Origin of the sequence: Microbacterium profundi (assembly GCF_000763375.1) — a bacterium.
GTDB lineage: Bacteria > Actinomycetota > Actinomycetes > Actinomycetales > Microbacteriaceae > Microbacterium > Microbacterium profundi.
Genome location: NZ_JPSY01000001.1, coordinates 58,016 through 83,115, shown reverse-complemented (window position 1 = coordinate 83,115; position 25,100 = coordinate 58,016). Strand labels below are relative to the sequence as shown.

25 protein-coding genes, 1 tRNA gene and 1 other RNA gene are annotated in these 25,100 nt (G+C 66.4%); 17 read left to right on the top strand and 10 right to left on the bottom strand.

The window, feature by feature from the left end; all coding sequences use genetic code 11:
* Positions 1–12 precede the first annotated feature (12 nt).
* Positions 13–885: a diaminopimelate epimerase gene (dapF, locus tag JF52_RS0100405; RefSeq protein ID WP_033104586.1), complete on the top strand. Its 873-nt coding sequence runs from the start codon at positions 13–15 to the stop codon at positions 883–885.
* A gap of 80 nt (positions 886–965) precedes the next feature.
* Complete coding sequence (locus JF52_RS0100400) at positions 966–2,348, top strand: LLM class flavin-dependent oxidoreductase (RefSeq protein WP_033106118.1); 1,383 nt, start codon at positions 966–968, stop codon at positions 2,346–2,348.
* 40 nt (positions 2,349–2,388) lie between these two features.
* Here the strand turns inward: JF52_RS0100400 and JF52_RS0100395 are convergent, their stop codons facing one another.
* Positions 2,389–3,030, bottom strand: a complete 642-nt coding sequence (locus JF52_RS0100395; RefSeq protein WP_033104585.1) for a class I SAM-dependent methyltransferase — start codon at positions 3,028–3,030, stop codon at positions 2,389–2,391.
* A 59-nt stretch (positions 3,031–3,089) separates the two neighbouring features.
* Here JF52_RS0100395 and hflX point away from each other — a divergent pair, with 59 nt between their 5' ends.
* Entirely contained in the window at positions 3,090–4,610 is a 1,521-nt protein-coding gene (hflX, locus tag JF52_RS0100390; protein ID WP_033104584.1) for a GTPase HflX, read from the top strand.
* Between the two features lie 10 nt (positions 4,611–4,620).
* Here the strand turns inward: hflX and JF52_RS0100385 are convergent, their stop codons facing one another.
* Positions 4,621–5,286, bottom strand: coding sequence for an SIMPL domain-containing protein (locus JF52_RS0100385; protein ID WP_033104583.1), 666 nt, complete (start codon positions 5,284–5,286; stop codon positions 4,621–4,623).
* A gap of 150 nt (positions 5,287–5,436) precedes the next feature.
* On the opposite strand from JF52_RS0100385, the gene ssrA reads away from it, so the two are divergent.
* Positions 5,437–5,804, top strand: a transfer-messenger RNA (tmRNA) gene (gene ssrA / locus JF52_RS16715).
* An 81-nt stretch (positions 5,805–5,885) separates the two neighbouring features.
* Here ssrA and JF52_RS0100380 read toward each other — a convergent pair.
* Both JF52_RS0100380 and JF52_RS0100375 read right to left on the bottom strand, forming a co-directional pair.
* Positions 5,886–6,464 (bottom strand): hypothetical protein, encoded by a 579-nt coding sequence (locus JF52_RS0100380; protein ID WP_033104582.1) that lies wholly within the window; start codon positions 6,462–6,464, stop codon positions 5,886–5,888.
* A 13-nt stretch (positions 6,465–6,477) separates the two neighbouring features.
* Complete coding sequence (locus JF52_RS0100375) at positions 6,478–7,287, bottom strand: inositol monophosphatase family protein (protein WP_033104581.1); 810 nt, start codon at positions 7,285–7,287, stop codon at positions 6,478–6,480.
* A gap of 103 nt (positions 7,288–7,390) precedes the next feature.
* Here JF52_RS0100375 and JF52_RS0100370 point away from each other — a divergent pair.
* A tRNA-Lys gene (locus JF52_RS0100370) sits at positions 7,391–7,463 on the top strand.
* A 186-nt stretch (positions 7,464–7,649) separates the two neighbouring features.
* Here JF52_RS0100370 and JF52_RS0100365 read toward each other — a convergent pair.
* The 4 genes from JF52_RS0100365 to JF52_RS0100350 all read right to left on the bottom strand — a co-directional run bounded on the left by JF52_RS0100365 (position 7,650) and on the right by JF52_RS0100350 (position 11,124).
* Positions 7,650–8,489 (bottom strand): SDR family NAD(P)-dependent oxidoreductase, encoded by an 840-nt coding sequence (locus JF52_RS0100365; protein WP_033104580.1) that lies wholly within the window; start codon positions 8,487–8,489, stop codon positions 7,650–7,652.
* A 141-nt stretch (positions 8,490–8,630) separates the two neighbouring features.
* The gene (locus tag JF52_RS0100360; RefSeq protein WP_033104579.1) at positions 8,631–9,863 is read right to left on the bottom strand and encodes an MFS transporter; all 1,233 of its coding nucleotides are present in this window, start codon (positions 9,861–9,863) and stop codon (positions 8,631–8,633) included.
* Positions 9,860–10,303: a MarR family winged helix-turn-helix transcriptional regulator gene (locus tag JF52_RS0100355; protein ID WP_033104578.1), complete on the bottom strand. Its 444-nt coding sequence runs from the start codon at positions 10,301–10,303 to the stop codon at positions 9,860–9,862. The genes JF52_RS0100360 and JF52_RS0100355 overlap by 4 nt, the downstream gene beginning before the upstream one ends.
* Positions 10,304–10,338: 35 nt before the next feature.
* Positions 10,339–11,124, bottom strand: coding sequence for an IclR family transcriptional regulator (locus JF52_RS0100350; protein WP_033104577.1), 786 nt, complete (start codon positions 11,122–11,124; stop codon positions 10,339–10,341).
* Positions 11,125–11,228: 104 nt separating this feature from the next.
* On the opposite strand from JF52_RS0100350, the gene JF52_RS0100345 reads away from it, so the two are divergent.
* Genes JF52_RS0100345 through JF52_RS0100335 form a run of 3 tightly spaced genes read left to right on the top strand, consistent with a single transcriptional unit; the run spans position 11,229 to position 13,880 of the window.
* Positions 11,229–12,032 (top strand): CoA transferase subunit A, encoded by an 804-nt coding sequence (locus JF52_RS0100345; RefSeq protein WP_033104576.1) that lies wholly within the window; start codon positions 11,229–11,231, stop codon positions 12,030–12,032.
* Between the two features lies 1 nt (position 12,033).
* Positions 12,034–12,687: a 3-oxoacid CoA-transferase subunit B gene (locus tag JF52_RS0100340; protein ID WP_033104575.1), complete on the top strand. Its 654-nt coding sequence runs from the start codon at positions 12,034–12,036 to the stop codon at positions 12,685–12,687.
* Positions 12,684–13,880, top strand: coding sequence for an acetyl-CoA C-acetyltransferase (locus JF52_RS0100335; protein ID WP_033104574.1), 1,197 nt, complete (start codon positions 12,684–12,686; stop codon positions 13,878–13,880). The genes JF52_RS0100340 and JF52_RS0100335 overlap by 4 nt, the downstream gene beginning before the upstream one ends.
* A 28-nt stretch (positions 13,881–13,908) precedes the next feature.
* On the opposite strand, the gene JF52_RS0100330 is transcribed toward JF52_RS0100335, so the two are convergent.
* Complete coding sequence (locus JF52_RS0100330; RefSeq protein ID WP_033104573.1) at positions 13,909–14,190, bottom strand: hypothetical protein; 282 nt, start codon at positions 14,188–14,190, stop codon at positions 13,909–13,911.
* 52 nt (positions 14,191–14,242) lie between these two features.
* Between JF52_RS0100330 and JF52_RS0100325 the strand changes: the two genes are divergently transcribed.
* From JF52_RS0100325 to ilvC, 7 genes are all read left to right on the top strand, one after another.
* Positions 14,243–15,478 carry an MFS transporter gene (locus JF52_RS0100325; RefSeq protein ID WP_033104572.1) on the top strand — a complete coding sequence of 412 codons (1,236 nt, stop codon included), beginning with the start codon at positions 14,243–14,245 and terminating at the stop codon, positions 15,476–15,478.
* A gap of 36 nt (positions 15,479–15,514) precedes the next feature.
* Positions 15,515–16,927 carry an alpha,alpha-trehalose-phosphate synthase (UDP-forming) gene (locus JF52_RS0100320; RefSeq protein WP_033104571.1) on the top strand — a complete coding sequence of 471 codons (1,413 nt, stop codon included), beginning with the start codon at positions 15,515–15,517 and terminating at the stop codon, positions 16,925–16,927.
* A 41-nt stretch (positions 16,928–16,968) separates the two neighbouring features.
* Complete coding sequence (gene otsB / locus JF52_RS0100315) at positions 16,969–17,766, top strand: trehalose-phosphatase (RefSeq protein WP_052166644.1); 798 nt, start codon at positions 16,969–16,971, stop codon at positions 17,764–17,766.
* Positions 17,767–17,775: 9 nt separating this feature from the next.
* Positions 17,776–19,494 carry a dihydroxy-acid dehydratase gene (ilvD, locus tag JF52_RS0100310; protein WP_033104570.1) on the top strand — a complete coding sequence of 573 codons (1,719 nt, stop codon included), beginning with the start codon at positions 17,776–17,778 and terminating at the stop codon, positions 19,492–19,494.
* A 67-nt stretch (positions 19,495–19,561) separates the two neighbouring features.
* Positions 19,562–21,364 carry an acetolactate synthase large subunit gene (locus JF52_RS0100305; RefSeq protein WP_033104569.1) on the top strand — a complete coding sequence of 601 codons (1,803 nt, stop codon included), beginning with the start codon at positions 19,562–19,564 and terminating at the stop codon, positions 21,362–21,364.
* 3 nt (positions 21,365–21,367) lie between these two features.
* Positions 21,368–21,877 (top strand): acetolactate synthase small subunit, encoded by a 510-nt coding sequence (gene ilvN, locus JF52_RS0100300; RefSeq protein ID WP_033104568.1) that lies wholly within the window; start codon positions 21,368–21,370, stop codon positions 21,875–21,877.
* 25 nt (positions 21,878–21,902) lie between these two features.
* Positions 21,903–22,949, top strand: coding sequence for a ketol-acid reductoisomerase (ilvC, locus tag JF52_RS0100295; protein WP_327036967.1), 1,047 nt, complete (start codon positions 21,903–21,905; stop codon positions 22,947–22,949).
* A gap of 319 nt (positions 22,950–23,268) precedes the next feature.
* Here ilvC and JF52_RS0100290 read toward each other — a convergent pair whose 3' ends face one another.
* Entirely contained in the window at positions 23,269–24,213 is a 945-nt protein-coding gene (locus tag JF52_RS0100290; protein WP_234000179.1) for a hypothetical protein, read from the bottom strand.
* A gap of 69 nt (positions 24,214–24,282) precedes the next feature.
* Here JF52_RS0100290 and JF52_RS0100285 point away from each other — a divergent pair, with 69 nt between their 5' ends.
* Positions 24,283–24,765: a hypothetical protein gene (locus tag JF52_RS0100285; RefSeq protein ID WP_033104566.1), complete on the top strand. Its 483-nt coding sequence runs from the start codon at positions 24,283–24,285 to the stop codon at positions 24,763–24,765.
* Complete coding sequence (locus JF52_RS0100280) at positions 24,762–25,097, top strand: hypothetical protein (RefSeq protein WP_033104565.1); 336 nt, start codon at positions 24,762–24,764, stop codon at positions 25,095–25,097. Before JF52_RS0100285 ends, JF52_RS0100280 begins: the two co-directional genes overlap by 4 nt.
* The last annotated feature ends 3 nt before the right edge of the window (positions 25,098–25,100 follow it).

Sequence of the window (25,100 nt, the reverse complement as noted above, 5' to 3'; positions counted from 1 at the left end):
TAGACTGTTCGCATGGTCGCATTCACCAAGGGGCACGGTACCGGCAACGATTTCGTCATCATCCCTGACGCCGACGGTGAGCTGGATCTCACGGCCGCGCAGGTCGCGGTGCTCTGCGACCGCCACTTCGGCATCGGCGCTGACGGCGTCCTCCGTGTGGTGCGCTCGGCAGCTCTTCCGGAGGGCGCGGCAGCGCTCGCTGAGGAACCTGCTGCTGAATGGTTCATGGACTATCGAAACGCCGACGGATCGATCGCCGAGATGTGCGGCAACGGCATCCGTGTCTTCGCGCACTATCTGGTCGGTGCCGGCCTCGCGGTGATCGAACCAGGTACGACTCTGCCGATCGGCACCCGCGCCGGTGTGCGGGATGTGACGGCCAGCGGCACCGGGTATCAGGTGGATCTGGGACGCTGGCGCCTGTCCGGCGACGACCCGCTCGCAAAGGCGCGTGGCCTTGATGTCGCTCGCCCCGGGCTCGGAATCGACGTGGGCAACCCGCATGTCGTCGTCGCTCTCGCATCGGACGAAGAACTCGACGGTCTCGAACTCGAATACATCCCCGAACTCGAGCCGCCCCTGCCCTCCGGCGCGAACGTGGAGTTCGTCGTGCCGGGAGAACCCCTCGTGCGCGACGGGATCGGGCACGTCAGGATGCGGGTGTTCGAGCGAGGGGTGGGGGAGACGCTCAGCTGCGGCACCGGTGTCGCGGCTGCCGCTCTCGCCGTGCGGTACTGGGCGGGTGACCGCGCCCCGGACAACTGGAGCGTCGAAGTGCCAGGGGGCACACTGGGCGTGCGGATGTTCCCCGCAGAAGACGGCGAGCACGTCGCACTCTCAGGGCCGGCGCAGCTCGTCTACAGCGGCACAGTCGACCTCGTGTGAGTCGCCCGTTCGCCTGCGATTGAGTCGTCGCGTTACAGCCGACAAGAGATCGAGGCGCGTCGTGGTTCACCATGGTGCGTATGAGCAAGCAGATCCGCTTCAACGCGTTCGACATGAACTGCGTGGCGCACCAGTCCTCCGGCATGTGGCGGCATCCGCTCGATCAGTCGGCGCGCTACAAAGAGCTCGGCTACTGGACTGAGCTCGCACAGCTCCTCGAGCGCGGCAACTTCGATGGCCTGTTCATCGCCGACGTACTCGGTACGTATGACGTGTACGGCGGCTCCAACGAAGCCGCGGTCCGCCACGGCGCCCAGGTGCCCGTCAATGATCCCGTACTGCTGGTGAGCGCCATGGCCGCTGTCACCGATCACCTCGGCTTCGGCGTGACCGCTGGCACCGCGTACGAGCACCCGTACCCCTTCGCCCGGCGCATGTCGACCCTCGATCACCTCACGAACGGCCGGGTCGGCTGGAACGTCGTGACCGGATACCTGCCCTCCGCAGCCCGGAACATGGGGCATGACGACCAGCTCGAGCACGATCAGCGCTACGACGTGGCCGACGAGTACCTCGAGGTCACGTACAAGCTCTGGGAGGGCTCCTGGGAAGACGACGCGGTCATCCGCGACCGTGAGTCCGGGGTCTTCACCGATCCGTCCAAGGTTCATGACATCGGCCATCACGGTGAGCACTTCACTGTTCCCGGCATCCACATCTCCGAACCGTCGCCGCAGCGAACGCCGGTGATCTTCCAGGCCGGCGCATCACCGCGCGGTATCGCGTTCGCGGCGGGCAACGCGGAGGCGATCTTCGTCGCCGCACCCACCAAGACGGTGCTCGCTGGAACAGTGAAGCGCATCCGCGACGCCCTCGAAGAGGCGGGGCGCGACCGCTACTCCGCGAAGATCTACACGCTTCTGACGATCATCACCGACGAGACGAGCGAGAAGGCGCACGCCAAGCACGAGGACTACCTGCAGTACGCCAGCGATGAGGGCGCATTGGTGTTCATGTCGGGATGGATGGGCATCGACCTGTCGCAGTTCGACCTCGACGAGCCGATCGGCAACGTCAAGAGCAACGCGATCCAGTCGACCGTGGCGAATTTCCAGCAGGCGAACGACGACGGCAAGGAATGGAAGGTGCGCGACATCGCCCGACTGGGCAACATCGGCGGTCTCGGCCCGCGCGTGGTCGGCTCGCCTGAAGAGGTCGCCGATTTCCTGCAGGACTGGGTCGACGAGACCGACGTCGACGGATTCAACCTCGCCTACGCGATCACGCCCGGAACGTTCGAGGACATCGTCGAGTTCATCGTGCCCGAACTGCAGCGCCGTGGCGTGTATCAGACCGAGTACGTTCCGGGGACGCTTCGTCACAAGCTGCACGGACGCGGCGACCGGTTGCCCGATGAGCATCGCGGTGCGGGCTACAGCGTGCGCCGCATCGCCAAGGTCTGACGCGCTCGGCCCGCTCGGCCGGTGAGTCCGTCCGGTGCGCTCAGGTGAGGGAGATCGGTTCCGTCGGAGGATTGCCGTGCTTTCGCACCTTGAGCACGCGATATCCCTTGCCCGTCGCGGTGCGGAAGACGCTGTACCCGGGGTGGAACGTCGATCCGAGCCATCGCTGGAGTGAATCGGCGCCGAGGTTTCGCTGCACCACCAACCATGCATCGCTGCGCTCGTCCAGACGGGGTATCCACCGCTCGAGCATGTCGTGCAGCACGTCCTTGCCCACTCTGATCGGCGGATTCGAGCGGATGGTGCGGAACACGACGTCATCGGGAACATCGTCGGGCAGTACGGCGTTGACATTGGTGATGCCGAGAGCCTCGGCATTTCGACGGACGAGGTCCAGCGCCCGCTCATTCACGTCGACAGCCCATACCGTGGCGTGGGGCGAGGCGAGAGCCATCGTGATGCTGATGGGCCCCCAGCCGCTTCCGAGGTCGAGGAAATTCCCGCTCGGTGGCAGCGGAGGCATGCTGGCGAAGAGGACTGCGGTGCCGGCATCCACGCGGTCGGGGCTGAAGACGCCACCGGCAGTGGTCACTTCGAGTTCACGATCTGCGAGCGTCACACGAATGGTTCGCAGGTTCTCCGCGCTTGCCGGGGCCGCAGTGAAGTAGTGATCAGACCCCATACGGCGAGCGTACCGGACAGCAGGGTTAAGGTTAAGGCGTCGAACACAGAAGGCAGAGGATGACGAAAGCCACAGACGAGACAAGTGCTGAGCAGACACTCGATGACGAGAGACTGGATCGGGTGCTTGCGAGCGCACAGCCGCGCACCCAGGCGCGGGTGTTCGGTGCCGCACAGGCGCTGCAGGACTCCGGCACGGCCGCGTACTCGGATCGAGACGGCGATCAGTGGGATCTGGAGGACCGCCACGCCCTGCGCCGCGTCGCCGGTCTGTCGACCGAACTCGAAGACGTCACTGAGGTCGAGTATCGGCAGTTGCGACTCGAGAACGTCGTGCTCGTGGGCGTGTATCCGCAGGGTGCCCAGACGGATGCCGAGAACTCGCTTCGCGAACTCGCAGCGCTTGCCGAGACGGCAGGAGCGGTCGTGCTCGACGCCGTTCTGCAGCGGCGTCCGAATCCGGACCCGGCCACATATCTGGGCCGTGGCAAAGCGCAGGAGCTCAAGGATCTCGTCGCAGCCACCGGTGCTGACACCGTGATCGCCGACACCGAACTCGCACCCAGCCAGCGGCGTGCTCTGGAAGATGTCGTCAAGGTGAAGGTCATCGACCGCACCACCGTGATCCTCGACATCTTCAGCCAGCACGCCAAGAGCCGGGAGGGCAAGGCGCAGGTCGAGCTGGCGCAGCTCGAGTACCTGCTTCCGCGTCTGCGCGGCTGGGGTGACTCGATGAGCCGCCAGGCCGGTGGCCAGGTCGGAGCCGGCGGCGCCGGCATGGGTTCGCGCGGTCCAGGTGAGACCAAGATCGAGCTCGATCGACGCCGCATCCGCACGAAGATGGCGCTGCTGCGCCGTCAGATCCGTGATTTCGGCCCGGCACGAGAGGCCAAGCGCGCCGAACGCAAGCGCAACACGATCCCCTCGGTGGCGATCACCGGATACACCAACGCCGGCAAGTCGAGCCTGCTCAACGCGCTGACCAGCGCAGGCGTCCTGGTCGAGAACGCGCTGTTCGCGACGCTGGATGCCACGGTGCGACGCACCGAGACCTCCGACGGACGTGTCTACACGTTCACCGACACGGTCGGCTTCGTACGCAACCTGCCGCATCAGCTGGTCGAGGCGTTCCGCTCCACGCTGGAGGAGGTCGGTGAGGCCGACATCGTGCTGCACGTCGTCGACGGGGCGCACCCAGACCCAGCAGGTCAGCTGCAGACTGTCCGTGATGTGATGGGCGATGTCGGAGCACGCGACCTTCCCGAGATCGTCGTCTTCAACAAGGCCGATCTCATCTCGGACGACGACCGGCTGGTGCTGCAGGGCCTCGAGCCACGCGCGCACTTCGTGTCGTCACGATCCGGCGAGGGGATCGAAGAGCTACGGGCCGCGATCGACGAGGCACTGCCGAAACCGGCCGTCGAGGTGCACGCACTCGTCCCGTACGAGCGCGGTGACCTGGTTGCGGCCATTCACGAGACCGGGATGCTGCTGTCGGCGGAGCACGGTGAGAAAGGCACGGATGTCCGTGCGCACGTCTCAGAGCGGTTGGCAGCGGAACTGGCGCAGTTCGCGGTCTGAGCGTCGTCGCTCAGTGGGCGTTGAAGCGGGCCTCAACGGTCGCTGACACGACGATCTCGTCGGGTTCGTATTCCATCGACGGTGCGGAATCCGCCGCGGCGAATGCGGCGCCGCGCGCCTTGAGAATCTGTGGTGCGCCTGGTGCCTGGCCCTGAGAGATGAGTCCGACATCGGCGATCTCGATGGGTGTGACGTCGGTGAGACCCAACGCGGCGGCGTATGCCTCCGCTCGTGCGACGGCGACGCTCACGGCTGAGGAGGCGACGTCGCGTTCGACGCGGGCACGCGTCTCCGGCGTGAGATGCCAGTTCACCCAGCCGACCTCGACGCCGTCCCAGGCGGAGATGTCCGACACCCAGATGGAGAGCTCGGATGGATCGGTGAACGTGGCGCTGAAGTCGACGCTCGCGCGGTAGACCAGCGCCAGGCGTTTGCCTTCGTTGTTCCAGGGGCGTTCTGCGCTCACCGCGAGACGCTTGCTGGTCCACTCGGCCACGGTCCCGGCATCCTTGCGGTCGGTGATGCTCTTCCGCAGCGGTTCGGACAGTCGCATCACCTGGTCGACCACCGATGCGCGCTCCGCGCCTTCGGTTCGTACCGTGACGCGGATCGTGGCGCGCTCCGGGGCAAGGCGCGACTCGTTCTCGCCGCGGACTGTGATGACGACATCGCTCATGAGAGCGACTCTACGCCAGAGCATCCTGTTCAGACCGGTCGCGGAATAGCATGAAGCCCGGATCCGTTGTATCCTGTGATGCTCGGGTGTTTCGACATCCGAGCTGATAAATCCACAGAGTGACAGTGGTTCCTTCGAAAGAAGACACACGGGGCTGATCGGTTTCGACAGTGCTTGTGAATTCACGTGAAGCGGGCCGAGGATGCAGGGTTATCTCGTGAACGCTCCCTGCAAAACTATAGTTGCCGAAACAAAGCGCAACGACTTCGCCCTCGCTGCATAAGCGAGCCCGAGTCCGTCAGGCCGTATGTGATTCCGATACGGATCCTGGCGTCATCTAGGAATCTTGCTGTGTGACGGCGTCTGGACGTCACACGGGACTCTTCCCAGGCTGGGCTTGTCGACTTAGGTGTCTGTGACAAAGGTCGGAGCCGAGTAGAACGTCTGCACAGACTGCGCCCGGAGAAGCCGTGGATACTCAGCGTTGGACGGGGGTTCGATTCCCCCCAGCTCCACAAAGCCGCTGTCACAGAACAAGCCCCACCATCCGTACCAGGATGGTGGGGCTTGTTCGTGTTCTCGCGCGGGCTCGGCCCGGTTCACTCGAAATCGACGAGGACGAGACTCCGCCGCGTGTCGGCGACCTTCACCCAGCCGTCACCGAACTCGTACGTCATCCCGAAGCCGTCCTCATCCGGCGCCATCGCGGTATCGGGGTTCTCGGTGATGTACACGCGGCCGTCGGAATCCGCGCGCTGCCAGCCTTCGTCGAGAAGCTTCTGCTGCCCGTCGCCGGATGCCGCCTGATCGAGCGGCGCCCATCCGAACACCTGAACATGGTCCGACGGCACCGTGTAGTCGCCCCAGACGCACTGGATGCCACCTTCGACTATGTGCTCGCCGAAGCGGAATTCGTGTTCCCGGTAGGTCCAGCCTTGCTCGGTCAGCGCCGCGACCGTGCTGGGCGCGATGATCGTCTCGCACGTCGGCGCGGCGCCGGGAGTCTCTTCCGGCTCTGGTGTCGTGGTCGGCGTCGGTTCGGGCGACGGGCTTGTGGTCTCTGTGGGCTTCGGCGTGGTCGTCGGAGTAGTTACGGGGTCGGCCGCGGCGGAGCATGCCGACAGCGTCAGGGCGATCGTCACGGCCGCGAGCACGGCAAGGGAGGTACGGCGGATCATCGCTGCTTTCGGGTCAGGTGTTCGTGGGGGAGTGAGCGAGTCGGAGGAAGGCTTCGTGAAGCAGACCGTTGCTGGCCAGTGTCGAACGGGCCGCGATCGTGTCGACGCCGTCGAACGACGTGAACCTCCCGCCCGCTTCGCGCACGATCGGCACTGCGGCGGCGATGTCGTATTCCTTGACATCGAACTCCGCGACCATCTCCAGACGGCCCTCGGCAAGCAGCATGTACGAGTAGACGTCGCCGTAGGCGCGGTCTCGCCAGACGCGGTCCGCGATGCGCAGCAACGCGGGCAGCTGTCCGGCATCCGCCCACTGGGTGATGCTCTGGAAGCTCACGGACGCGTCATCCGGGGATGAGACCGCCGACGTCTCAAGGCGCCGAGGTGCGGCATCGGTCGCCGTCCATGCGCCGGCTCCGGTCGATGCCCACCATCGGCGGCTCAGCGCAGGCATGCTGACGACGCCAACCTGAGGTACGCCGTCGACCGCGAGCGAGATCATCGTGCCCCAGAGCGGAACCCCTCGCATGAAGTTCGCCGTGCCGTCGATCGGGTCGATGATCCACTGGCGATGGGCGTCGCCCTCTGTCCCGAACTCCTCGCCGAGAATGCCGTCGTCGGGACGCTCCTGGGCGAGGAGGGCGCGGATGGCGCGTTCCGTCGCGAGATCGGCATCCGTCACATGGGAGCGGTCCGCCTTCGTCGACACCTTCAGGTCGCTCACATCGAATCGGGGGAGCGACTGCTCGTCGGCGACGTCTGCCAGCCGGAGGGCGAGTGCGAGATCGTTCGTGAAATCGGCGGCTGCGGGGGAGTCGGTCACCCCTTCAGGATAGTCGGCGCCACGTGCCTGCGAACGCTGGTTCGATTTCGCATGATGCGCCGCAACTGGTAATGTAATTCCTCGGCCGGGGAAACCGGGCCACGCACCTCTAGCTCAATCGGCAGAGCAATTGACTCTTAATCAATGGGTTCAGGGTTCAAGTCCCTGGGGGTGCACGGATCAGCCTCAGACTCTCTCGCCAGAGTCTGAGGCTTTTCTGCTTGTCGGGTGCCACGGGGCGATCGATTCCGATGATCCGGCGCGACGCACCCCTCCGGGATCTGAAGGCGACGACGTCGATGAGCGAGCCGTCCGGCAGTTCCACGATGTGCCAGGTTCCGCTGGCCAGATCGTCCATGCGGTCAGCTCCTCAGACCTGTCATCGCGGCGCTTCGCTCCCAGAGCTCACGAGCCAGATCGTCCCTCGTGCTCTGCGGGTTCACTCGCGCCGCGATCGAGCGCTTCTCGTAGTAGAGGCCCGGCACCCACGCCTCGCCTGGAGTCGTCTCGGCCAGCCACACGAGCTGGTCGGCGCCGGATGCCGGAGTGCCGAGGAATCTGCGTGTGAACGAGTTGTTGTACAGGAAGCCCATCGCCCTGCTGCTCGTATCGGCGGCGAACGCAGAGGCGATCACCCCGGGGTGAAAGGCCGCCGCGTTCAGCCCCAGCGGGTGGAAGCGGTTGTGCAGTTCGCGCGTGAAGAGGATGTTCGCCAGCTTGGCTGCGCCGTACGCCTTCGTCGGCGTGTGGTCGCGAGGGTTGTCGAGGTCGCTCAGATCGATACTGCCGAACAGGCGTGCCGCAACGCTCGAGGTCTGGATGATCGTGGCGCCGCTCGCGAGCAGCACGTCCTGCAGCAGATTCGTGAGCAGGAACGGGGCCAGGTGGTTCACCTGGAGCGCCTGCTCGAAGCCGTCGACCGTCTCGACTCTCGCACCGAACATGCCACCCGCGTTGTTCGCGAGAACATCGATCCGCGGATACCTCGAAGCGAGCGTGGCAGCGAGTTCGCGCACATCATCCAACCGCGAGTAGTCGGCCACGACGTGATCCGCCGACAGCTCAGCGGCGATCGCGCGGGTCTTCGCCGGCGAGCGCCCCACGATGACGACCTCGTGCCCATCAGCACGTAGTCGCCGCGCAGCGGCCGCACCGATCCCGTCGCTGGCTCCGGTGATGACGACCGTCTTCTGTTCGCGCAAACTGCTCTCCTTCGGCTCGCCCGCGACTCTCGCGGTCCACACCGGCTGCAGCGAGATGCTGTGTGACGATGATGCTGCGCTCAGGAAGTTCTGGGTCGCTCATGGGCCCAACCGTACCGAATCAGACGCGGTGCGCGTCGGTCAGGCTGCGTCCCCGACCGTGATCGCCTCAGCATCCTCGATCGCGGCATCCGCCGGTTCGTCATCGATGTGAGCGAGCGCTCCGCGACCGAGGAAGATCGTCAGCGTCGCCAGCAGGACCGATGCGGCGGCGAAGAGATACGGCACCGTCGAGTTGAACGCGTGCCACAGCAGCGCGGCCACGGGCGGTGCGATCGCGCCGCCGATGAAGCGCACGGCCGAGTACGCCGACGATGCGACTGAACGAGGCAGATCGGTCGCTTCCATCACGGCTTCGGTGAGCACTGTGTTCATCACGCCGAGCAGCAGTCCACCCACGATGATGCAGGTGACGAGCGCGGGGGCGATCTCTGCCACGAGGCCAGCGACGATCAGGTCCAATGCGAGCAGCGGCAGCACGGTCATGATGACAGTCGTCCGCCGCATCCGCCGCATCATCCACGGGGCGACCCACACGCTGGTGATCGCCAGCGCGACACCCCAGCCGAAGAAGGTGAAGCCGATGCCCATCGCGCCGAAGCCGAGCGGGAAGGGCGAGAACGCCAGCAGCACGAAGAAGCCGATGTTGTAGAACAGGGCGGTGACGGCGAGGATCGCCAGGGCCGGGCGGCGCAGCGCCTTGAACGGCGCGGAGAACGGCACCGGCCGGCGCTTCTCCCGCGGGCCTCGCAGCAGCGTGAGGATCGCGATGAATGCGATCGCCATGAGTGCGACCACGCCGAAGAACGGTCCGCGCCAGCTGACCTCGCCGAGGAGTCCGCCGAGAAGCGGCCCGATCGCGATTCCGAGACCGAGCGCGGCCTCGTACAGGACGATCGCGGCGCCGCTGCCACCCGAGGCGGAGCCCACGATCGTCGCGAGTGCGGTCGAGATGAACAGCGCATTGCCCAGGCCCCAGCCGGCGCGGAAGCCGATGATCGCGTCCACGCTGTCGCTCAACGCGCACGCGAGTGCGAAGGCGACGATGAGGGCGAGCCCGATCATCAGCGTCGCCTTCGCGCCGATGCGGCTCGAGATCCAGCTGGTGAACAGCATCGCGACGCCGGTGACCAGCAGGTAGCTGGTGAACAGCAGCTCCGTCTGTGTCGGGCTCGCCTGGAGGGAGTCGGCGATCGCGGGCAGGATGGGGTCGACGAGGCCGATGCCCATGAACGCGACGACACTGGCGAACGCCACGGCCCAGACCTGCGCGGGCTGTTTCCAGACGGAGGTGACGGCCTTGCCGCCGCTCACTCGCCTGCCTCCTTGGTCGTGAGGGTCTCTCTGCTGTGGGTGGTGAGGATCTCGGCGGCGCGTGCCAGCGTCGCCCAGTCGACGACGTCGAGGTCGTCGAAGTGCGGCGCGAGCGTGATGCGGAATTCATCCCGCCATCCCCGCAGGGCGGCGAGTCCGGCATCAGTGATGTGCACCACGGTCGCCCGTGAGTCCCCGGCGTCTGCCGTGCGGGTGACGAGCTCGGTGCGTTCGAGATCGCCGAGCAGTCGGGTCATGCCCGGTTGCGTCGTGCGGGCGGCGGTTGCGAGCGTGCCGACGCGCTGGCCGTTCTCGCGTTCCAGGATGCTGAGCACACGCCACTGGGCGGAAGGGGTGTCATTGTGCGCCTGCCGCGCCGCGATCCGCGCGAGCGCATGAGCGGAGATGACGATCGAAGGGATGATCTCGTCACGATTCATATCCGCAAGTATATACCATGAGGTATGTATCTGCTTCAGCGCCGAGAGCTCGCGATGCGTGACGAGAGCTGGTGGGCGTGCGCCAACAGCGTACGCCCGAGGTGCGCGATCCGATCGGGGCCGAATCGGAACTCCACGCCTGTCAGGCTCAGTGCCCACTCCGGGCGGCCCGCGCGATCGAACACGGCGGCGCCCATTCCCCAACTGCCCTCCACGATGAGGCCGGGGTTGATCGCGTACCCGCGTTCTTTGGTCTCGACGAGCCTGGTGCGCAGCGGCTTCACCCCGTGGGTGCGGCCCCAGCGTTCGCTGAGCTCGGGATGCCGATCCAGATACGCATCCACATCGTGGTCAGGCAGGAACGATAGGATCGCGAGGCCGGCACTCGCGACCCCGAGCGGGAAGCGGACACCCTCGCTGAGCACGAACGAGCGGATCGGGAACGACCCCTCCTCGCGAAGCAGGCACACCGTCTCATCCGCGCGCCGCACCGAGAGGAAGGCGCTCTCCTCGGTCTTCACCGCAAGGGAACGCACGATGTCACGCGCCAGCGCGGTGATGTCGTATCGGGCGGCCGCCAGGGATCCCATGAGGAACAGCTCCGGTCCCGGCATCCATCTGGCAGTGTCCTCATCGCGGTCGACGAGCCCCTCCGCGCGCAGTGCGCTGAGCAGCCGGTGGGTCGTCGAGCGGGAGAGCCCGGCGGACTGCGCGAGTTCGTGCAGGTTCGTGCCTTCCTCGCCGCTCGCTGTCACAAGACGCAGCAGACTCGCGGCACGAGCGACGGCCTGCGCACCGGGAACAGATCGGGATGTGTTCATAATGTGGACGCTATCGATGCAATCGCCCACATCGCAAGACCGGGTTTCGATTCCGCTCTCGACAGGCGGATGCTGGAAGAAGACCTCACACGAAGGAGTGCTGCGTGATCGACAAGCAATGGGCATCGGCTGAAGAGGCCGTCGCCGACATCCCCGACGGCGCATCTCTCGCGGTCGGAGGGTTCGGACTCTCCGGCAATCCGATCGCCCTCATCCAGGCGCTGCTCGCCCAGGGGACCACTGACCTCAGCGTCGTCAGCAACAACTGCGGAGTCGACGACTGGGGTCTCGGCGTCCTGCTGAACGCGCAGCGCATCCGCAAGATGACGTCGTCCTATGTCGGCGAGAACAAGGAGTTCGAGCGTCAGTTCCTCTCCGGTGAGCTCGAACTCGAACTCACGCCCCAGGGCACTCTCGCCGAGAAGTTGCGGGCAGGTGGATCAGGCATCGCCGGGTTCTACACCCAGACGGGCGTTGGCACTCAGGTCGCAGAAGGTGGGCTGCCTCGGCGCTACAACTCGGACGGATCCATCGCTGTCGCGTCTCCCGTCAAGGACGTCCGCACGTTCGATGTGAACGGCACTCCCAAGGAGTTCGTCCTCGAAGAGGCGATCACGACCGACTTCGCGCTCGTGCACGCGATGGCGGGGGACCGGCACGGCAACCTCGTCTTCAACAAGGCCGCTCGCAACTTCAACCCGCTCGCGGCGATGGCGGGCCGCGTGTGCATCGCGCAGGTCGAGCAGCTCGTCGAACCGGGCGAGATCGACCCCGACCGGGTGCACCTGCCTGGCGTCTTCGTGCACCGCATGGTCGAGGTCGGCACCGACATCGAGAAGCGCATCGAGCGTCGCACCGTCTCCAAGAGCACCGTGACGAAGTCCGCAGACACCACGGAAGGGGCCTGACATGGCACTCACCCGCGAGCAGATGGCCGCGCGCGCCGCGGCCGAACTCACCGACGGCTCCTACGTGAACCTCGGCATCGGCCTGCCCACCCTTGTCCCGAACTACGTGCCGGACGGCGTAACCCTTGTGCTGCAGTCCGAGAACGGCATCCTCGGAGTCGGTCCCTACCCGACCGAGGAGAACGTCGACCCCGACCTCATCAACGCGGGCAAGGAGACGGTCACGACGCTCCCCGGCACCGCCTTCTTCGATTCGGCCACGAGCTTCGCAATGATCAGAGCAGGCAAGATCGACGCCGCGATCCTCGGCGCCATGCAGGTGTCGGCGACGGGCGACCTCGCGAACTGGATGATCCCGGGGAAGATGGTCAAGGGGCCAGGCGGCGCCATGGACCTCGTGCACGGCGCTGACCGCCTCATCATCCTCATGGAGCACGTCGCCAGAGACGGCTCGGCGAAGATCGTGAATGAATGCTCTCTGCCATTGACCGGCAGGGGAGTGGCACACCGGATCATCACCGACCTCGCCGTGATCGACGTCACCGACGCCGGACTCGTGCTGGTCGAGACGGCACCCGGAGTGAGCGTGCAGCAGGTCATCGACGCCACCGAACCCCCGCTGATCATCGCGGACGAACTCAAGGAGAACTCATGACCGACATCGTCATCGTCGCGGCGGCACGCACCCCGCAGGGGCGTCTGAAGGGAAAGTTGTCCTCCTTCACCGCACCCCAGCTCGGCGCCTTCGCGATCAAGGGTGCTCTCACGCAAGCCGGCGTCGACCCGTCCGCCATCGACGCCGTCATCGTCGGACAGGTACTGTCCGCCGGCTCCGGTCAGAACGCCGCCCGTCAGGCCGCGATCGGCGCCGGCATCGGATGGGACGTCCCTGCGCACTCGGTGAACAAGGTGTGCCTGTCAGGACTCACCGCCATCATCGACGCCGCGCGCATGATCCGCACCGGCGATGCCACCACCGTGGTGGCCGCCGGAATGGAGTCGATGACGCGCGCACCGCATCTGCTCATGGGCTCGCGCGACGGCTGGACCTACGGCAGCGTCGAGGTACTCGACCACATGGCCTTCGACGGACTCACCGACGCCTACGACAAGGAGAGCATGGGCGCGTCGACCGAGCGTCACAACGAGCGCTACGAACTCACCCGCGAGGCGCAGGATGCTGTGGCAGCCGCCTCGCATCAGCGCGCGGCGGAAGCCACCGATTCCGGTGCCTTCGACGCCGAGATCGTGCACGTCGAGGTGCCGCAGCGCAAGGGCGCCCTTCGACAGGATCAGGGACCGACGTTGCTGACGAAGGACGAGGGCATCCGGCCGGAGACCACCGTCGAGACGCTCGGAAAGCTGCGGGCGGCGTTCGCAGAGGGCGGCTCGATCACCGCGGGCAACTCTTCGCAGATCTCGGACGGCGCATCAGCGGTCGTCGTGACCACGCGCGAGAACGCCGAGGCGCAGGGATGGCCGGTGCTCGTGACCGTGGGCGCAAGCGGGCAGACCGCAGGGCCGGACAACTCGCTGCAGGCGCAGCCGGCTCGCGCGATCGAGCGCGCACTCGAGAAGCAGGGCATCGCCGTGGCCGATCTCGATCTCGTCGAGATCAATGAGGCATTCGGTGCTGTCGTTGCCCGTTCCACGGCCGAGCTCGGCATCTCGGACGACATCGTGAACATCCATGGTGGCGGCATCGCGATCGGACACCCGATCGGCGCATCGGGCAACCGGTTGGTCGTGCACATGGCTCACGAGCTCGCACGTCGTGGCAGCGGCACGGCGGCTGTCGGTCTGTGCGGCGGCGGCGGTCAGGGCGAGGCGCTGATCCTCACGCGCTGACCATCGAAGGCGGAGGGCCAGGAAGAGGTCAGCGCTTCTGCGCGGCCTTGAGCCGCTTCTCGAGCTGCTTCGATTCCTTCTTCGACCGCTTCGACTGCACCTTGGCGAAGGGGGAGTCTGCGGCGACCTCGACACCGCGTTCATCGCGGCGCATATCGACCGCGGCGCCGATCGCCAGGGCGAGGCTGATCCCCCAGCTCAACCAGGCGAGCGCCGCACGCCAGGTGATCGGCGTCTCGCGTGTGCCGCGGATCAGAGACACACCGGTGGAGATCGCTCCGAAAAGTCCAGTGCTGAAGACGTAGCGCATACCGTCCAACCTACTCGCACTCGCTTCGATAGAATCGATGCGTGCGAGAGTCATGACCCAGACACACCCCGTCGGTCCGACGAACCTGTTGCGCGAGGCCGGTCTCGCATACTTCATCGTCGCGTTCGTCGCCCGTCTTCCCTTCGCGATGATGGTCGTCGGCGTGCTCACAGTTGCGGTCTCGGCCCGCGGCTCGCTCTCCCTCGGCGGACTCACATCCGCAGCGGTGGGCATCGGCACCGCGTGTTTCGGCCCGCTGCTCGGCGCGGCAGCAGATCGCTTCGGGCAGCGTCTCGTGCTGCTGGCGCTCGCGATCGCGAACGCCACGATGCTCGTCGTCTTCACGGTCGCCATCTACAGCGCGGCCACCGATCTCGTGGTGCTGGCAGCCGCATTCGGGATCGGGGCCACAGCGCCGCAGGTTGCTCCGATGTCACGTTCTCGCCTCGTCACGATCATCTCGGAGCGGATGCCGGAGGCTCTGCGCCCCCGCACTGTGTCGACGACCATGGCCTACGAGTCCGCCGCAGATGAGACCGTGTTCGTGTTCGGTCCGTTCATCGTCGGAGTGCTCGCATCGTGGATCGCACCGTGGGCACCTCTCGTCGGAGCCGCGGCGCTCACCGTGATCTTCGTCGGCGCGTTCGCGCTGCACCCGAGCGGCAGGTACATCTCCAGCCACCGCGACGCGGACGGACGCGCCCCGTCGCGCGTGACCGAGCTGTTCCGCCCGGAGCTGCTGGTCGTCGTGGCAGGCATCCTCGGGGTGGGCATGTTCTTCGGCACCATGCTCACTTCCCTGACGTCGTTCATGGCCGATCGCGGAGTGCCGGAACAGGCGGGCCTGCTCTACGGCGTGATGGGCGTTGGGTCGGCGATCCTCGCGCTTGGCATGGCCTGGCTGCCACCGCGCTTCTCGCTGCGGGCCCGCTGGTTGGTGTTCTCGGCAACGCTCCTGCTCGGATCGCTGCTGCTCACCCTGGTCGACACGACGGCAGGTATGACGGCGGCGCTGGCGATCATGGGTGTCGGCATCGGGCCGACGCTGGTCACGCAGTTCAGCTTCGGTGCGGCGCGGAGCCCGCTCGGAAGGACAGCCACCGTCATGACGATGCTGGGCTCGGGCGTGATCGTCGGACAGTCGATCGGCGCGGCCGCCGCGGGTGAGATCGCCGAGTCCGCCGGCACTTCCTCTGCGCTGCTGCTGCCGATGCTCGCCGCCGTCATCACATTCGCCGCCGGCATCCTGAACTGGCACCTCAGCCATAAGCGTCCGCGCAGTCGATAGCCTGGGAGAAACCGACCGCCGACGTGAGGAGTCCCCATGACCACCGCTGATTTCGTCGTCGTCGCCAACCGGCTGCCTGTTGATCGCGTGGTGAGCGCCGACGGCGAGGAGATCTGGCGGACCTCCCCCGGTGGACTGGTCGCGGCGCTCGAGCCCGTCATGAAACAGGTCGACGGCGCATGGGTCGGGTGGGCCGGTCAGGCCGATCTCGAACTCGCGCCCTTCACGGCGAACGACATCCGACTGATCCCGATCTCGTTGAGTGCTCAGGAGGTCGCCGAGTACTACGAGGGCTTCGCGAACGACACGATCTGGCCGCTCTATCACGACGTCATCGCGCCACCGCAGTTCCACCGTGAGTGGTGGGACGCGTACGTCGCGGTCAACCGGCGATTCGCAGAGGCCGCGGCCGCCGCGGCGGCAGAGAACGGCACGGTGTGGGTGCACGACTATCAGCTGCAGCTCGTCCCCGAGATGGTGCGGGCGCTGCGGCCCGACGTGACGATCGGATACTTCCACCACATCCCGTTCCCGATGCACGGGCTCTACGCCCAGCTCCCGTGGCGTGATCAGGTGCTGCGCGGACTGCTCGGGGCGGACGTCGTCGGCTTCCAGCGCGCACAGGACGCGACATACTTCCTCGCCGCGGTGCGCCGCCGGCTCAAGTACGAGGTGAAGGCGACGACAGTCGCAGTGCCGGGTGAGAACGGCCACCGCACGGTCATCGCCAAGGCCTTCCCCATCTCGATCGACACCTCTCCGTATCTCGAGCTCGCAGCACGGCCGGACGTGCAGGCCCGCGCACTCGAGATACGTGAGAGTCTCGGAAATCCGAAGCGCATCCTGCTCGGCGTCGACCGTCTCGACTACACCAAGGGCATCCGGCATCGGATCAAGGCGTATGGCGAGCTCCTCGCGGCGGGGAGGCTGAAGGTCGAGGACGTCACCCTCATCCAGGTGGCGAGCCCGAGCCGCGAGCGCGTGGACGCGTACATCCACCTTCGCGACGAGATCGAGCTCGCGGTCGGTCGCATCAACGGCGACACCGACACGATGGAGCACACGGCCATCCGCTACCTGCACCAGGGGTACCCGCGCGAAGAGATGGTGGCCCTCTATCTCGCAGCGGACGTGATGCTCGTCACGGCCCTCAGGGACGGCATGAATCTCGTCGCCAAGGAATACGTCGCGTCCCGCATCGACAATCGTGGCGTGCTCGTGCTGAGCGAGTTCACCGGCGCGGCGGACGAACTGCGGCAGGCCGTGCGCGTCAACCCGCACGACATCGAGGATCTGAAGGATGCGATCATCACGGCCGTCGAGATGACGCCGGGGGAGCAGGGCAAGCGGATGCGCTCGTTGCGGCGCCGTGTGCTCGAGCACGACGTCGTCGCATGGTCCGCGTCGTTCCTCGAGGCACTGTCCGCCGCGCGAGCTTCCCGACCGTGACAACACCGGCACCCGCACCGATCCCGACGAGGAGAGACGCTGTGACCCGCACCTGGACACCCGGATCCGCCGACGACGCACTGACGGCCATCGCCGGCACGCCGCGACTGGTCATCGCGCTCGACTTCGACGGCACCGCGTCGCCGCTGGTCGACGAGCCCATGGCCGCACGCGCTCTGCCAGAGGTGAAGACCCAGCTCGACCGGCTTGCGGCGCTTCCCGACACCTTCATCGCCTACGTCTCCGGCCGCAGCATGAACGATCTGCAGGAGATCAGTGAGCACACGGCCGATTCGCTCGTCGCCCTCGCCGGATCGCACGGCGCGCAGTACTGGTTCCCGGGGGTCGGCGACGCGGACGTGCCAGAGGTCCCCGCCGCAGAAGGCGCGCTTGACGCACTCTGGGCCGCTGCGCAGCCGATCGTGGATCGCCACGAGAACGTGCGGCTGGAGCGGAAGACCTTCGGCATGGGCATCCACACCCGCCTGGCGACGCCAGAGGCCGAGACCGCGGCCTTCGCCGAGATCGACGCGATGATGGCCGAGCGATTCCCGCATTGGCGCCGCAGGGCAGGGCACCGGGTGCTGGAGTTCTCCTCGCGGGCCGAAGGCAAAGACGCCGCGATACATGCCCTGCGGGGGCACTACGACGCCACCGGCATCGTATTCGCGGGCGACGACGTCACCGACGAAGACGCGATGCGCGTACTGCAGCCGGGCGACCTCGGCGTGCGCGTCGGACCGGGGGAGAGCGCCGCGACCCTGCGTGTGGAGAACCCACAACAGATGGCTGCGCTTCTGGGGGCGCTCGTGGCCGAGCGGGCTGCCGGACGGGAATAGACTGCCGTCATGTCCCCGCAAGATCCTTCTTCGAACGCGCCCATCGACATCAAGCCCCGAAGCCGAGTCGTCACCGACGGCATCGAGGCCACCACCTCGCGAGGAATGCTCCGTGCCGTCGGCATGGGCGACGCGGACTGGGACAAGCCCCAGATCGGCATCGCATCGAGCTGGAACGAGATCACGCCGTGCAACCTGAGCCTGGACAGGCTCGCCCAGGGGGCGAAGGAGGGCGTGCACTCCGGTGGCGGCTACCCGCTGCAGTTCGGCACGATCTCCGTCTCGGACGGCATCTCGATGGGCCACGAGGGCATGCACTTCTCGCTCGTCTCCCGTGAGGTCATCGCCGACTCGGTCGAGACCGTCATGATGGCGGAGCGACTCGACGGCAGCGTGCTGCTGGCAGGATGCGACAAGTCGATCCCCGGCATGCTGATGGCCAGCGCGCGCCTCGATCTCTCCAGCGTGTTCCTGTACGCCGGCTCCATCGCACCGGGTTGGGTGAAGCTCTCGGACGGCACCGAGAAGGACGTCACCATCATCGACTCGTTCGAGGCCGTCGGCGCCTGCCGCGCGGGCCTCATGAGTGAAGAGGACCTCAAGCGCATCGAATGCGCGATCGCACCGGGCGAGGGTGCCTGCGGCGGCATGTACACCGCCAACACCATGGCGTCCGTGGCCGAGGCGCTCGGACTCAGCCTGCCCGGCTCCGCCGCACCGCCCGCCGCCGACCGCCGCCGCGACTACTTCGCGCACCGTTCGGGTGAGGCCGTCGTGAACCTGCTGCGTCAGGGGATCACCACCAGGGACATCCTCACTAAGGAGGCGTTCGAGAACGCGATCGCACTCGCCATGGCCCTCGGCGGCTCCACCAACGTCGTGCTGCACCTGCTCGCGATCGCCCGCGAGGCGGATGTCGAACTGAATCTGCACGATTTCAACCGCATCGGCGACAAGGTCCCGCACGTGGCCGACATGAAGCCGTTCGGCAAGTACGTCATGAACGACGTCGACCGTCACGGCGGCATCCCCGTCATCATGAAGGCCATGCTCGACGAGGGACTGCTGCACGGCGACGCCCTCACCGTCACGGGCAAGACGCTCGCCGAGAACCTCGCAGACCTCGACCCGCAGCCGATCGACGGCGAGGTCATCCACACCTTCGACAACCCGATCCACGCCACCGGCGGCCTGACGATCCTGCACGGATCCCTCGCCCCCGAAGGCGCGGTCGTGAAGACCGCCGGCTTCGACGCCACGGTGTTCGAGGGCCCCGCGCGCGTGTTCGAGCGCGAGCGCGCGGCGATGGATGCCGTCGCGAACGGCGAGATCAACGCCGGTGAGGTCATCGTCATCCGCTACGAGGGCCCCAAGGGCGGCCCCGGCATGCGGGAGATGCTCGCGATTACCGCGGCCATCAAGGGCGCTGGGCTCGGAAAAGATGTACTACTCTTGACTGACGGACGATTCTCAGGCGGCACAACCGGCCTGTGCATCGGCCACATAGCACCCGAAGCGGTGGACGCAGGTCCTATCGCCTTCGTGCGCGATGGTGATCTGATACGGGTCGATATCGCAGCTCGCTCTCTTGACTTACTCGTCGATGAGGCAGAGCTCGCCTCCCGCCGCTCTGGCTGGGAGCCGCTTCCCCCGCGCTATACCCGTGGCGTTCTTGCCAAGTACTCGCGACTCGTGCGTTCCGCTGCAGAAGGCGCGACGACCGGTTGACACTTCGACAGGCTCAGTGACCGAATTCTGGTTTGCCTGACGACTTCTCAGATCACCAAGGAAAGACATGACTGCTGATTCTGTTTCGGCCGTTCCACGGCCACCGTCCCAGAAGGCCGCCGCTCCCGAGATCACGGGGGCTGAAGCCGTCGTCCGCGCTCTCGGGCTCCTCGGCGTCACCGATGTGTTCGGCATCCCCGGCGGCACGATCATGCCCGTCTACGATCCGCTCCTCGACGACGACACCGTCCGGCACATCCTCGTCCGCCATGAGCAGGGCGCAGGCCATGCGGCAGAGGGATACGCCGCGGCGAGCGGCCGAGTGGGCGTGGCGATCGCGACCTCCGGCCCCGGTGCGACCAACCTCGTGACCGCCATCGCGGACGCCTACATGGACTCGGTGCCGCTGGTGGCCATCACGGGTCAGGTGTTCAGCCACCTGATGGGAACGGACGCGTTCCAGGAGGCCGACATCGTCGGCATCACCATGCCGGTGACGAAGCACTCCTTCCTCGTGAAGCACCCGGAGGACATCCCCGGGGCACTTGCCGCGGCGTTCGAGGTCGCTTCGACGGGCCGCCCCGGTCCTGTACTCGTGGACATCACGAAAGACGCGCAGCAGAAGTCGGCGCCGTTCGTGTGGCCGCCCAAGATCGACCTGCCCGGCTACCGACCGGTGACCAAGGCGCACGGCAAGCAGATCCAGGCGGCTGCCGCGCTGCTCGCTGAGGCGAAGAAGCCGGTGCTGTATGTCGGCGGTGGTGTCGTCCGCGGCCGTGCCGCGGCCGAATTGCTCGCTCTGGCCGAGTCGAGCAACGCTCCGGTCGTGACGACACTGATGGCACGTGGAGTCTTCCCCGACTCGCACCAGCAGCATCTCGGCATGCCGGGCATGCACGGCACGGTTCCCGCCGTGCTCGCGCTGCAGGAGTCCGACCTCATCGTGGCTCTCGGTGCACGCTTCGATGACCGGGTCACCGGTAAGGCTGCGGACTTCGCTCCCAACGCGAAGGTCGTGCACGTCGACATCGATCCGGCCGAGATCTCGAAGATCCGCAACGCGGATGTGCCGATCGTCGGCGATGTCCGCGACGTGCTGATCGACCTGGACGCGGCATTCCGCGGAGCCGTCGGCACCACGAAGCCGGACATCGCCGAGTGGTGGTCGTACCTGGACGGACTGCGTGAGGAATTCCCGCTCGGGTTCTCTCCCACGGAGGACGGCCTGCTCGCCCCGCAGCACGTGATCCAGCGGATCGGCGAGCTCACCGGACCCGAGGGCATCTACGTCGCCGGGGTCGGACAGCACCAGATGTGGGCCGCGCAGTTCATCAAGTACGAACGCCCGAACGCGTGGCTGAACTCCGGTGGTGCCGGCACCATGGGCTACTCGGTTCCGGCCGCCATGGGCGCCAAGGTCGCCGAGCCCGACCGCGTCGTGTGGTCGATCGACGGCGACGGATGCTTCCAGATGACCAATCAGGAGCTCGCCACCTGCGCGATCAACAACATCCCGATCAAGGTCGCTATCATCAACAACTCCTCGTTGGGCATGGTGCGTCAGTGGCAGACCCTGTTCTACGACGGACGCCACTCCAACACCGACCTCAACACCGGCCACGGAACGATCCGCATCCCCGACTTCGTCAAGCTCGCCGAGGCGTACGGCTGCCTCGCCATCCGGGTGGAGAAGGAAGAGGAAGTGGATGCCGCGATCAAGCTCGCACTCGAGACCAATGACCGACCGGTCGTGATCGACTTCGTCGTCTCGGCCGACGCGATGGTGTGGCCGATGGTGCCGCAGGGCGTCAGCAACAGCTACGTCCAGTACGCGCGTGATCATGCGCCCACGTTCGATGAGGAGATCTGAGCCATGTCGACCCACGTACTGAGTCTTCTCGTCGAGGACACCCCTGGTCTTCTGACGCGTGTCGCGGGGCTCTTCGCGCGCCGCGGCTTCAACATCGAGTCTCTCGCCGTCGGCGTGACCGAGGTGCCGGGTGTGTCCCGCATCACGGTCGTCGTCGACGTCGACCAGTTGCCGCTCGAGCAGGTCACGAAGCAGCTGAACAAGCTGATCAACGTGATCAAGATCGTGGAACTCGATTTCGCCACGTCCGTGCAGCGTCATCATGTGCTGGTCAAGGTGCGCACGGACAACGCGACCCGCTCGAACGTGATCGAGATCGTGAACCTGTTCCGCGCCTCGGTCGTCGACTACGCCTCGGATGCGCTGGTGATCGAGGTCACCGGCGACAAGGGCAAGGTCGAAGCGATCCTGCGAGCCCTCGAGCCGTTCGGTGTCAAGGAACTCGCACAGTCCGGGCTGCTCGCCATGGGCCGAGGCGGCAAGAGCATCACCGAGCGCGTCCTGCGCGGCTGACCACATCTGAACTTCACGAACCACAATCAAGGAGAAACACAACGTGAGTACTGAGATCTTCTACGACGCCGACGCCGACCTGTCCCTCATCCAGGGCAAGAAGGTCGCGATCGTCGGCTACGGCTCGCAGGGTCACGCCCACGCGCAGAACCTGCGCGACTCGGGTGTCGAGGTCGCGATCGCGCTGAAGGACGGCTCGAAGTCCGCAGCCAAGGCTGAGGAGGCGGGCTTCCCCGTCAAGTCCGTCGCGGATGCCACCACCTGGGCCGACCTGATCATGATCCTCGCGCCGGACCAGCACCAGCGCACGATCTACTCCGAATCGATCGCCCCGAACCTCGCGGAGGGCAAGACCCTCGCGTTCGCGCACGGCTTCAACATCCGCTTCGGCTACATCGACGCGCCGGAGGGTGTCGACGTCATCCTCGTCGCACCGAAGGCGCCTGGTCACACCGTGCGCCGCGAGTTCGTCGCCGGCCGTGGCATCCCGGACATCATCGCCGTCGAGAAGGATGCGTCCGGCCAGGCCTGGGCGCTCGCGCTCTCGTACGCCAAGGCCATCGGCGGCACCCGCGCCGGCGTCATCAAGACCACGTTCACGGAAGAGACCGAGACCGACCTGTTCGGCGAGCAGGCCGTGCTCTGCGGTGGCGTCAGCCACCTCGTGCAGGCCGGTTTCGAGACGCTGACCGAAGCGGGCTACCAGCCGCAGATCGCCTACTTCGAGGTGCTCCACGAGCTCAAGCTCATCGTGGACCTCATGTGGGAGGGCGGCATCGCCAAGCAGCGCTGGTCGATCTCCGACACCGCCGAGTACGGCGACTACGTCTCCGGCCCCCGCGTCATCGACTCGGCAGTGAAGGAGAGCATGAAGGGCGTGCTCGCCGACATCCAGTCGGGTGCTTTCGCGAAGCGCTTCATCGACGACCAGGACAACGGTGCCAAGGAGTTCCAGGAGCTGCGTGCCAAGGAAGAGCAGCACCCGATCGAGGTCACCGGCAAGGAGCTGCGTTCGCTCTTCGCCTGGAAGCAGCAGGATGAGGACTACGTCGATGGCAGCGCTGCGCGCTGACCGACCTTCGTCACACAGAACGGGCGCCCCTTGCGGGGCGCCCGTTCTTGTTTCATGGGGGAAGTCGGCTTCGACTCACTGCGTTCGCTCAGCCCGTTTCGTCTCCTCGCTTCGCTCGTCGCTCAACGCCCCGCGGGTTCCGCCACTGCGGGTCGTTGAGCGAGCGGAGCGAGACGAAACGCGTTGAGCGAGCGGAGCGAGTCGAAACGGTCACTTCACCGGGTGAGCTCCTCCAGCACCTCGACCACGTGGCGGTAGGGCCAGCCCACCTGCGTTCGGCCGAAGAGCGTCTCGTAGAGGCGCTGCTGGGGGAGTAGGACTACTCGGAATCCGACTCCGGCGCTGCATCCTCCACCTGGATCGGAGCGTCAGCCGGGTCTGCCCACACCGGCGCAGGCAGGAGCGTGTCGGTGGCGCCGGCCTGGATCTCGCGCAAGGCGTCGGCGATCTCGTCCGCATTCTCCGGCACGGCCAGTCCGCAGGTGTTCAACTCCGAGGCGAACTTCAGTGTGAGGCGGATCTTGCCCGCCTCCACGGCTTCGGCTGTGGTGCCAGTGCGCTTCTCGCTGCCGGTCTGGATGTCGGAGACCTGGCCGCACACGTGGTAGACGGCGCCTCCGTCGACCCAGACGACCTCGTCCTGACCCAGCAGCTGGATGACGGTCGACTGGTCGGCCGTGTACTGCTCGACGGACGGCGGGTTGTAGTCGATGCCGAGCGCCACGGCCACGACGGCGAGGACGACGCCGATGATCCCGGCCGTGGTCTTCTGACCCTTGTCCATGTCCTTGTTCAGGAAGATGAGGATGATGAGCGGAAGGAATGCCACGACGGCGATGATGGCGCCGAGCTGGTTCTGTACGAAGAAGCGCAGTTTGTCGGACTTCTTCGCGGGATCGAGTCGGTTCGCCTTCTTCCAGAGGAAGGATCCGGTGATCGACAGCGCAGCGATGACGACGAGAGCCACGATGAGCGTGATGAACGCCCACTGCGGGAACACCGCCGTGACGTTCTGCTCCTCCAGAAGGCCGGTGTCGGGGTTGCGGACGAGTCCGCCGTCCTCGCCGACGAACTCACGCTGACGAAGAAGCCAGAAGATCGCGACGGCCTCGGCGGCGATGGCGACGAACCAGAGCACCGCCGCGATCCAGCGCAGCGTCGTGGCCTTCTGCTTCGAGCCTGCCGTCGGCTTCCAATCCGCTGCGGCCGCGCCGTCGGCGTCCGCCGCCGGTGATGCGACGGACTTCTCATTGCGCTCAGCCACGTGAGTTCCCCTCTTTCTGTGAACGCCCTGAGCATATCGGGCGTGACGAGGCCTCGCTACGCTGGGGTCATGACATCGGATGCTGACGACGCCCTCTCCTGGGAGGGCGATGACGATCGGCCGACGCAGAAGCCTGTTGCGGAGCCGGAGCAGAAGGCGGCGCTGCCGCGCGGCTGGAACGCCGTGGGCAAGCGCAGCGAGACCGTGGGCCGCATCCGAGAGGACGGGACCGTCCTTGATCCTGCAGAGAAGCCACCCCTCAGTACGCCCATGCTGCTGCTCGTCGGCATCGTCGGCGGCATCTACCTTCTGTACACGATCGGCTGGATCATCGGCGGGCTGACGCTGCAGAGCAGCGCGATGTTCCTCATCCCCGATGTGATGTACCAGGTCGCCCTGTGGGCCGCCGTGCTCGCCCCGGCCCTCTGGTTCGGCGCTGTGTGGTTGCTGACGAGGCGTTCAGCGACCTGGGTGCGCGTTGCGGGGTTTCTCGCCGGAGTGCTGCTGCTCGTGCCGTGGCCGTTCGTGATGACAGGGGCGGTGGGCGCATGACCGAAAACATCGTCGCAGCGAAGCAGCCGCTCGGGCTGTGGAAGAGCATCATCGTGGGCATCGCCGGCCTCTTCTACGCCTACGCGGTCTGGAATGCCCTGTCGTACACGTTCACGGTCGCTCCCGCCGGGATCAATACTTACGGCTGGTTCGTGCTCATCTTCTCGGTGCTGTTCCCGATCCTCGTGTTCGTCATCGTGTACGTGCTGGCCCGCCGCCGTACCGCGGCCGAGCTGACGATCGCGATGATCGCCGGGCTGGCCCTCGTCGCCGTGTTCTGGATGAACGTCGCGGCGCTGAGCATGCTGACCACCTCGTTCCTCTCGCTCTGATCA

Bases quoted from the DNA above. Each gene is read 5' to 3' on its own strand.
- ilvD (WP_033104570.1), top strand. From the start codon at position 17,776: ATGTCCCCGCAAGATCCTTCTTCGAACGCGCCCATCGACATCAAGCCC.
- JF52_RS0100380 (WP_033104582.1), bottom strand. From the start codon at position 6,464: ATGATCCGCCGTACCTCCCTTGCCGTGCTCGCGGCCGTGACGATCGCC.
- ilvN (WP_033104568.1), top strand. From the start codon at position 21,368: ATGTCGACCCACGTACTGAGTCTTCTCGTCGAGGACACCCCTGGTCTT.
- dapF (WP_033104586.1), top strand. From the start codon at position 13: ATGGTCGCATTCACCAAGGGGCACGGTACCGGCAACGATTTCGTCATC.
- JF52_RS0100320 (WP_033104571.1), top strand. From the start codon at position 15,515: ATGACCACCGCTGATTTCGTCGTCGTCGCCAACCGGCTGCCTGTTGAT.
- JF52_RS0100385 (WP_033104583.1), bottom strand. From the start codon at position 5,286: ATGAGCGATGTCGTCATCACAGTCCGCGGCGAGAACGAGTCGCGCCTT.
- JF52_RS0100350 (WP_033104577.1), bottom strand. From the start codon at position 11,124: ATGAACACATCCCGATCTGTTCCCGGTGCGCAGGCCGTCGCTCGTGCC.
- JF52_RS0100355 (WP_033104578.1), bottom strand. From the start codon at position 10,303: ATGAATCGTGACGAGATCATCCCTTCGATCGTCATCTCCGCTCATGCG.
- JF52_RS0100305 (WP_033104569.1), top strand. From the start codon at position 19,562: ATGACTGCTGATTCTGTTTCGGCCGTTCCACGGCCACCGTCCCAGAAG.
- JF52_RS0100285 (WP_033104566.1), top strand. From the start codon at position 24,283: ATGACATCGGATGCTGACGACGCCCTCTCCTGGGAGGGCGATGACGAT.
- JF52_RS0100340 (WP_033104575.1), top strand. From the start codon at position 12,034: ATGGCACTCACCCGCGAGCAGATGGCCGCGCGCGCCGCGGCCGAACTC.
- JF52_RS0100395 (WP_033104585.1), bottom strand. From the start codon at position 3,030: ATGGGGTCTGATCACTACTTCACTGCGGCCCCGGCAAGCGCGGAGAAC.
- JF52_RS0100400 (WP_033106118.1), top strand. From the start codon at position 966: ATGAGCAAGCAGATCCGCTTCAACGCGTTCGACATGAACTGCGTGGCG.
- hflX (WP_033104584.1), top strand. From the start codon at position 3,090: ATGACGAAAGCCACAGACGAGACAAGTGCTGAGCAGACACTCGATGAC.
- JF52_RS0100330 (WP_033104573.1), bottom strand. From the start codon at position 14,190: ATGCGCTACGTCTTCAGCACTGGACTTTTCGGAGCGATCTCCACCGGT.
- JF52_RS0100280 (WP_033104565.1), top strand. From the start codon at position 24,762: ATGACCGAAAACATCGTCGCAGCGAAGCAGCCGCTCGGGCTGTGGAAG.
- JF52_RS0100335 (WP_033104574.1), top strand. From the start codon at position 12,684: ATGACCGACATCGTCATCGTCGCGGCGGCACGCACCCCGCAGGGGCGT.
- JF52_RS0100325 (WP_033104572.1), top strand. From the start codon at position 14,243: ATGACCCAGACACACCCCGTCGGTCCGACGAACCTGTTGCGCGAGGCC.